This is a genomic window from Prevotella brunnea (genome assembly GCF_008016795.1).
GTDB lineage: Bacteria > Bacteroidota > Bacteroidia > Bacteroidales > Bacteroidaceae > Prevotella > Prevotella brunnea.
Window position 1 is genome coordinate 1 of record NZ_SDIK01000002.1, and the last position, 8,504, is coordinate 8,504.

Genomic DNA, 8,504 nt, shown 5'->3' on the forward strand with positions numbered 1-8,504 from the left:
AAAGGCTCAACAGGAAGGACAGGAGAACCATCCAAATGAGGACATCCATGCCATCAGAGAAGACTGTCAACATACTCAAGGAAGACGTAGCGATTGAAAAAACAAAAACAACATAAGAAAGAAGAATATATCAATTCAAAAACTGGAAAGAAAAGAACAAAATAACAGTGGAAGTACAGAGAAAGGAAAGATGAATTACACACTTTTAAGGACACTACCTAAAAGGTCATGAATTGGAGTGCAAAAGCTAAGCTTTTAAATTGCAATTAATATCTTCCTGATTATCAGCAGATTACAAAGCATACCCGTAATGAAGTTTTTGTAATATAATTTCATGGTGATGATCGGGTTGAATGTTCGCTATCAAGTGTCTGTTTACCACCACCTGAATACGAATTGGAGCCATAAGGAAGTATGCTTTATTCAGCGTTGGAACAAAAACATGTCAAGTCTCATAATTTGATGCGACCTTGCGTGGAATTTCAAAAAACATTCAGGACGCCATTGGGAAAAGATAAAAGATTTCTCACTGACATATAATACCAAAATTCCCAATAATATGGAATTTTTCATTCAAATCCATTGCATTAGGGGCGCATAATTGATTCTGTTTATTTATTTCTAACCACATATCCCAATTCTTTTAAAACTTGGCGACTGTGTTTCCTGTTCTCCTCGGTGTTAAACTTGGGTATGATAGAGAGACGGATGATGACTTTTTCTTTATGTTCAACATTTTAATCCGTCAATTGAGAATGCTCGCCTGCAAGAATCTTCTTCAAGAATCGGGCGGTGTGGCTTTGTTTGTTCTTAACGATTTCATGCGGTGTTCCCATTACGATGATTTCGCCTCCGGCACGCCCCCCTTCCGGTCCCATGTCTATGATGTAATCGGCAAGTTTAATCACATCAAGATTATGCTCGATAATGATAACAGTATTCCCTTTGTCCACTAACTTTTGAAGAACTCCCATTAGGATGCGTATATCCTCGAAATGCAATCCTGTAGTTGGCTCGTCAAGAATATACAATGTTTTCCCCGTGTCGCGCTTTGAAAGCTCTGTGGCAAGTTTCACTCGCTGGCTTTCACCTCCCGATAAGGTCGTGGAGCTTTGCCCTAACTTGATATACCCCAGCCCAACCTCTTGCAATGCCTTTATTTTCGTAAGGATGAGCGGCACGTTCTCGAAGAATTCCACTGCCATGTTTACGGTCATATCCAGCACATCGGCAATGGATTTACCTTTATATCTCACTTCAAGCGTTTCTCTGTTATAACGCTTCCCACGACACACTTCGCAAGGCACAATGACATCCGGTAAAAAATTCATTTCAATAGTGCGATAGCCATTCCCGCCACACGACTCACATCTGCCTCCTTTCACGTTAAAAGAAAACCGTCCGGGTTTGTATCCGCGAATTTTGGCTTCAGGAAGATTTACGAAGAGGTTTCGAATTTCGGTAAACACACCCGTGTAGGTTGCGGGATTGCTGCGAGGCGTGCGCCCAATCGGGCTTTGATCTACATTCACCACCTTATCGATGTTCTCTATTCCTTCAATTTTCTCAAACTCCATTGGTTGTTTGAGGGAACGATAAAAATGTTGTGAAAGAATGGGTTGTAGCGTTTCATTAATGAGCGTACTTTTCCCGGAGCCGGAAACCCCTGTTACTACAATAAGTTTTCCAAGAGGAAATTCCACGTCAATGTTTTTTAGGTTATTCCCCTTGCAACCCATTAGTCGTATGGATTCCCCATTGCCTTTTCTTCGTTCTTTGGGCATTTCTATTGACTTTTCTCCATTAAGATATTGGGCTGTCAGTGTTTCAGTTTCGAGCATTTGCTCATATGTTCCTTGAAATACCACCTGTCCTCCTTTTCTTCCGGCTTTCGGTCCGATATCGACAATCCAGTCGGCTGCCCGCATCATATCCTCATCATGTTCAACAACAATGACCGTATTCCCCATATTCCTTAATTTACGTAGCGACTCTATTAGTCGTTCATTATCCCTTTGATGCAGCCCTATGGATGGCTCATCAAGGATGTAGAGCACGTTTACAAGTTGTGAGCCAATTTGCGTGGCAAGCCGGATACGCTGACTTTCACCTCCGGATAAGGTGGAACTTTTTCTGTTTAGCGATAAATAGTTTAATCCCACATCTAACAAGAAATTAATTCTTTTCCTAATTTCCTTAATGATCTCTACCGCGATTTTTTGCTGCTTCGAGTTAAGGTGTTCCTCAACATTGTCGATCCATTTCTTCAATTCGGTTATATCCATGGATGCCAGCTCTGCAATGTTTTTATTCCAAATGCGATATGAGAGAGCCTCGCGGTTTAGTTTCTGCCCTTTGCATTCAGGACATTCTCGTTCTGCAATGAACTGGTCTGCCCATTTCCTTCCTGCTGCCGTTTCATCATTATCCATTACGGTTCGCAGATATTTGATGATACCATCAAAAGAAACAAAATAATCAGAATTGGTGTGTACGAGCTTTTTTGAGATTTTCAAATTCCCCAAACTTCCATAGAGAATTTCCGAAAGCGTTTCTTTTGGAATGTCCTTTATGGGCGTCTTTAGTGAACAATTGTATTTTTCAAGAATGGCACTCACTTGCCAAAAAATCATTTGATTCTTGTATTTCCCCAACGGAATGATACCTCCCTCATATATGCTCTTTGATTTATCCGGGATGACTTTGTTTAGGTCTATCTCGTTTATTCTGCCCAGTCCTTTGCAATGAGGACAAGCTCCTTCGGGGGAATTGAACGAAAAAATATTGGGGGCGGGATCTTTATAGGCGATGCCCGTAACCGGATCCATAAGCCTTTTGGAGAAATATTTGGTTTTATTCGTTTCCTTGTCCAAAATCATAATGAGCGAATCACCTTGTTTCATTGCCACAGCAACAGATTGCGATATGCGTTCTTTGAAAGAATCATCGGTGAATTCCCCCATTTTCATCTTATCGATGACCACCTCAATATTGTGATTTTTATATCTGTCCACCTTCATGCCTCGCGTTATCTCCACTATTTTTTCATCGATTCGGATGTAGAGGTATCCTTTGCGCCTCATCTGCTCGAATAGTTCGCGATAATGCCCCTTTCTATTCCTCACCAATGGCGCAAGAATGTAAATGGCTCTGTTGGCATAATCCCTGCGAATCATTTCCACAACAAGCTCTTCGGTATATTTTTTCATGGGTTCTCCACTCATGTACGAATATGCCGTTCCTGCCCTTGCGAAGAGCAGGCGAAGATAATCATATATCTCAGTTGTGGTTCCAACGGTTGAACGTGGATTCTTGTTGGTTGTTTTCTGTTCTATGGATATTACTGGAGACAATCCGGTAATCTTATCCACATCGGGACGTTCCAAATCGCCAAGAAAGTTTCGGGCATAAGCAGAGAAAGTCTCTATGTATCGTCTTTGGCCTTCCGCGAAAATTGTGTCAAAAGCCAAAGAACTTTTTCCTGAACCTGACAGTCCCGTGAATACAACTAACGAGTTACGTGGCATTACTACATCAATATTTTTTAAGTTGTGAACACGTGCTCCAAGAACTTCTATGCTATTGCTCATTTCTGCTTTTTTACGATAAATACAAAGTGTATTAGTTGTTTCCGCGAGTGGTTTCGCTAAATCCTCTCAAGAGATTGACATCTCGTTTAATATGGAACTCTCGTCCATCCGCCCCTTTCGCTTTTACGTTAACAAAATAGACTCCTTGTGCTACATTCTTTCCTTTGTAAGTACCATCCCATCCTTCATTTGGGTTCGTCCATTCAAAAAGCTTTTGTCCCCATCGATTAAAAATTACCGCATGAAACTCCACTATGCTCTTAAAACCGCTCTTGACCTTGTATATATCATTGATACCATCTCCATTAGGAGAAAAAGCGTTGGGCATGACCAGCTCGCTTTCACTAATAGAGATCATAATGGGGTCGTAGATGTTAAGTGTGTCGTTTCCTGATAATTCGTATAGACAGACGAGGAATGAACCGGCTTTCTTAAAGGTGTAGTCTGTATTTTCCTCATAACGTATCAAAAAAGATTGTCTTTTGTCGCTTTGCTCCAGAAAATGCCATTCAAAATGGACACCATTCTCAACGGTTGTCGTGGGGTTGGCAAAGAAATTCACCGTAATGGGAGCAGAACCGGAAAAGCCTTGGGCAGAGTTAATGGTGTTTGACGTTCCGTTATCATCCACATATATTCCATACGGTTCACAATCTTGAGCTAAAAGTTCCAAATTGGCTCCAAGCGCAACAAGAAATACTAATATTTTATAAAAACTTGAATTCATAACCACTAATTTCTGCAAATTTACAAAAAAACTATTGACAAGAAGCAAAGACTGAATAGTTTTTGGTATCTTTGCATAGTGATAAATTTTGAAACTTAGAAAATGAAGCATATTATTAGATACTTATTGTTCTTTTTCACGTTGCTCTTCACTTCACAAGTGTTTGGTCAGACTACGATTTGGCGTGATATTCATAAAGTGAAAAAGAAAGAGACGATATTCGGCATTGCTAAAGATTATGGGGTTGGTATTCAGGAACTGCTGGATGCAAATCCCGAAATGAAACGCGAAGGCTATGAATTAAAAAAAGGAGAATGGATATTTGTTCCCTACGCAAAAGCCGGTGATAAAAAATCAACGATTGAAGAACGCACAACAATCACTAAACCAAGTCTCAATGCTTCTCGAGCTTCCGGTGTCATTCGCGTTGGAGTTATGCTACCATTGCATGATAATGATGGAGATGGAAAACGAATGGTGGAATATTATCGAGGTATTTTATTGGCATTAAACCAATTGAAATCTGAGGGCATTAACGCCGATGTGCATGCATGGAATGTTCCTATTGATGCGGATATCCGTACTACTTTGATGGATAAGAATGCGTCAGAGTTGGATGTTATTTTCGGTCCGTTATATTCCAATCAGGTTAAGCCTTTGGGAGATTTTTGTAGAAATCATGCTATAAAGCTTGTCATTCCATTCTCTATAGAAACAGAAGAGGTTATTCGAAACCCATATATCTTTCAGGTTTATCAGGATAATGACCGTTTGAACAAAAAGGCAATCGCTTGTTTCTTTGAACGCTTTCAAAAAAAACATCATCCCGTTTTCATTGATTGTAATGATGCAGGAAGCCAGGTGGGAGCCTTTACGAGCGAACTTCGTAAACAATTGGAACTTGCCCATATTAAATACGATTTAACAAATACTAAATCTTCCTCTGCTGACTTCGCAAAACATTTTGACAGAAATCGTCCCAATGTGGTGGTAATCAACTCTGAAAAAAGTCCTCAGCTTAATCAAGTCTTCGCAAAATTAAATGCTTTGAAAGCCGCAAATCCCGAAATAGTCATTGCAATGTTCGGATATAATGATTGGTTTATGTATCAAGACTTCAATTTGGCGAATTATTTTAAGTATGGGGTATTCATTCCATCCACTTACTATTATAACAAGGTATCTGAACGAACCCTACAATTGGAAAAGAAGTATCAAGAAGTTTACGGTGATGTAATGAATAAGACCTATATACCGCGCTTAGCAATCGTAGGCTATGACCAAGCGCAATTCTTTGTGCGAGGTCTAAAGAGCAATGGTAAAAACTTCAAGGGAACAAGCAGCGAAATAAAATATTATCCCATTCAAACTCGTTATAATTTTGAGAAATTGGGGCAAGGTGGTTATTTAAATACCCATTTCCAGTTAGTTCATTTCAAATATGATCGAACCATGGAGAACTTAGTTTATTAATCATCCAAAATTACAAACCACAAGATATTATCAATTTGAAGAGTACAAACACGGAGATGAAACGCAAGACAATCATAAGCTCTCTGTTATTGTTACTGCCACTTATAGCGAATGCTCAAGTGGGCGAATACAGAAACGTATTATCGGTGGGAGGAAATGCGGGATTTATCATGTCTCAAGTCGGATTCGATCCAAAAGTTCCACAGACCATGAAAGGTGGACTTACCTTTGGGGCGAGTTTCCGATACGTGTGCGAGAAATATTTTAACACCATCTGTTCCATTTATGGAGAAGTGAATTACGTTTCCATGGGATGGAAGCAGGATATTCGCACAGTGAAAGGTGATAAGGTGATGAATTCCAATGGACTGTTAGAAGAATACTCCCGCACTCTAAATTATATACAAGTACCCATTTTCGCACACTTGGCATGGGGTAGAGAAACTAACGGAATGAATTTTTTTGTTAAGGCAGGTCCACAATTTGGATATTTCCTCACCGAATCGATAAGTCGGAATTATGACCAGCCCACTTTTTCAAACGATGAAACCGGAAGAAGCAACACCGTGACGGAGCAAGAGGCAAAACCTATAGAGAAAAAGTTCGATTATGGTATAGCCGCCGGATTAGGGGTTGAATGGAGTAATCATCGATTGGGGCATTTTCTCATTGAAGGAAGATATTATTACGGACTTGGGAATATTTATGGTAACACGAAAAAAGATTTCTTTGGAAAGTCCAATAACAATTCAATAATAGTTAAACTTACCTATCTAATAGATTTAACCAAAACAAAATAATATTATGTTTAAAAATCATCCAAAAGGTCTTTTACAGGCCGCACTTAGCAACATGGGCGAAAGATTCGGCTATTATATTATGATTGCCGTGCTCGCTCTTTTCCTTTGTTCAAAATTTGGTTTGTCCGATGAGACTTCCGGTCTTATCGCATCTCTTTTTCTTGCTGCCATCTATGTGATGAGTCTTGTGGGAGGTATTATTGCTGATAAAACCCAAAATTATCAGCGAACCATTGAAAGTGGTCTTATTATTATGGCCTTAGGCTACATTGCCTTATCTTTCCCGGTTATGATTACCCCTCAAAACAATTCATTTTGGCTTGGTTTCACTATCGTGGCACTTGCCTTGATATCGTTTGGTAATGGTCTTTTCAAAGGAAACTTACAGGCTATAGTCGGTCAGATGTATGACAACTTTGAAACAGAAGCCGCCAAAGTCTCCCCTGAGAAACTGAAATGGGCTCAAGGACAACGTGATGCCGGCTTCCAGATTTTCTATGTGTTCATAAACATTGGTTCACTGGTGGCACCGTTCTTGGCACCTATGCTTCGTAGCTGGTGGCTTGGCACCAAGGGATTTACATATAATGCTGACCTTCCAAAGCTTTGCCACGACTTCATTAATGGCAACATAGGCAATAATATCGATAACTTACGTACACTCACAGAGCAAGTTGGAGGAAATGCTTCTGACCTTGTATCGTTCTGTCCGCAATACCTCGATGCCTTCAACACGGGTATTCACTATTCGTTCATAGTTAGTGTGCTGATGATGCTTGTATCCTTGGCTATTTTTGTATTCAACAAACGTAAATTCCCCATGCCCGGGAAAAAGGCAGAAGTTGTTGTGGAACAATACACAGAGGAAGAAAAAGCAACCATGGCAAAAGAAATCAAACAGCGTATGTACGCACTCTTTGCCGTACTGGGTATTAGCGTATTCTTCTGGTTCTCATTCCACCAGAACGGACAGAGCTTGTCTTTCTTTGCTCGTGATTTCGTTAAGACGGATTCCATCGCACCTGAAATTTGGCAATGTGTAAATCCATTCTTTGTAATTTCCCTGACTCCGGTCGTGATGTGGATTTTTGCATATTTCTCTAAAAAGGGCAATCCAATATCTACACCAAAGAAAATTGCCTATGGTATGGGAATAGCAGGAATGGCATACATCTTCTTGATGATAATTTCCTTGATTTACAACTATCCTTCTGCTGAAACATTCACAGCCATGGATCCTATATCTCGCTCTGCTGCCAAGGCGGCTCCATGGATTCTGATCCTTACCTATTTCTTCCTCACCGTAGCCGAATTATTCATCTCTCCGCTTGGTTTGAGCTTTGTGAGTAAGGTGGCTCCAAAACATTTACAAGGACTATGTCAGGGACTTTGGCTCGGAGCTACTGCCGTTGGTAACCTCCTCCTTTGGGTAGGTCCGCTGATGTACAACAAGTGGCCGATTTGGGAATGCTGGTTGGTATTTGCTATCGTATGCGGAATCTCTATGATTGTAATGTTCTCAATGGTTAAATGGCTCGAAAGAGTAACTGAGGCATAAGCGATTTGTAAATATCTAACTTATATATAATCTCTTGTCACATTTCAGTGGCAAGAGATTTTTTCATTGACAAACTCACACATAAGCATTGTATAACGAGGATGCTTAGTACTATAGGTATCCACTTTAATCGCGGTACTATCCTATAAAAGTGTGTAAGCCTCTTTTTCTGGTGATGGTAAACAGACACTTGATAGCAAACATTCAACCCGACCATCACCATGAAATTATATTACAAAAACGGCATCAGGGATATGCTTTGTAATCTATTGATAATCAGGATGATATTAGTTGTGATTTAAAAGCTTAGCTTTTGCACTCCAATTCATGACCTTTTGCATTGCAAAAGCTTAGCT

5 protein-coding genes are annotated in these 8,504 nt (G+C 40.0%); 3 read left to right on the plus strand and 2 right to left on the minus strand.

Annotated features, from left to right (window positions below; all coding sequences use genetic code 11):
- Positions 1–737: 737 nt before the first annotated feature.
- Together uvrA and ETF27_RS00105 are read right to left on the minus strand one after the other, a co-directional pair.
- On the minus strand, positions 738–3,590 hold the full coding sequence (uvrA, locus tag ETF27_RS00100; RefSeq protein WP_130828651.1) for an excinuclease ABC subunit UvrA: 2,853 nt from the start codon (positions 3,588–3,590) through the stop codon (positions 738–740).
- A gap of 31 nt (positions 3,591–3,621) precedes the next feature.
- A complete protein-coding gene (locus ETF27_RS00105) occupies positions 3,622–4,317 on the minus strand; it encodes a gliding motility-associated C-terminal domain-containing protein (RefSeq protein WP_130828650.1) in 696 nt (231 codons plus the stop codon).
- Between the two features lie 102 nt (positions 4,318–4,419).
- Here ETF27_RS00105 and ETF27_RS00110 point away from each other — a divergent pair, with 102 nt between their 5' ends.
- From ETF27_RS00110 to ETF27_RS00120, 3 genes are read left to right on the plus strand one after another with little or no spacing between them, the layout of a single operon-like run.
- The gene (locus ETF27_RS00110) at positions 4,420–5,790 is read left to right on the plus strand and encodes an amino acid ABC transporter substrate-binding protein (RefSeq protein WP_147785292.1); all 1,371 of its coding nucleotides are present in this window, start codon (positions 4,420–4,422) and stop codon (positions 5,788–5,790) included.
- A gap of 56 nt (positions 5,791–5,846) precedes the next feature.
- Entirely contained in the window at positions 5,847–6,590 is a 744-nt protein-coding gene (locus ETF27_RS00115) for a porin family protein (protein WP_130829716.1), read from the plus strand.
- Between the two features lie 4 nt (positions 6,591–6,594).
- Complete coding sequence (locus tag ETF27_RS00120) at positions 6,595–8,148, plus strand: peptide MFS transporter (RefSeq protein WP_130828648.1); 1,554 nt, start codon at positions 6,595–6,597, stop codon at positions 8,146–8,148.
- Positions 8,149–8,504: the final 356 nt, after the last annotated feature.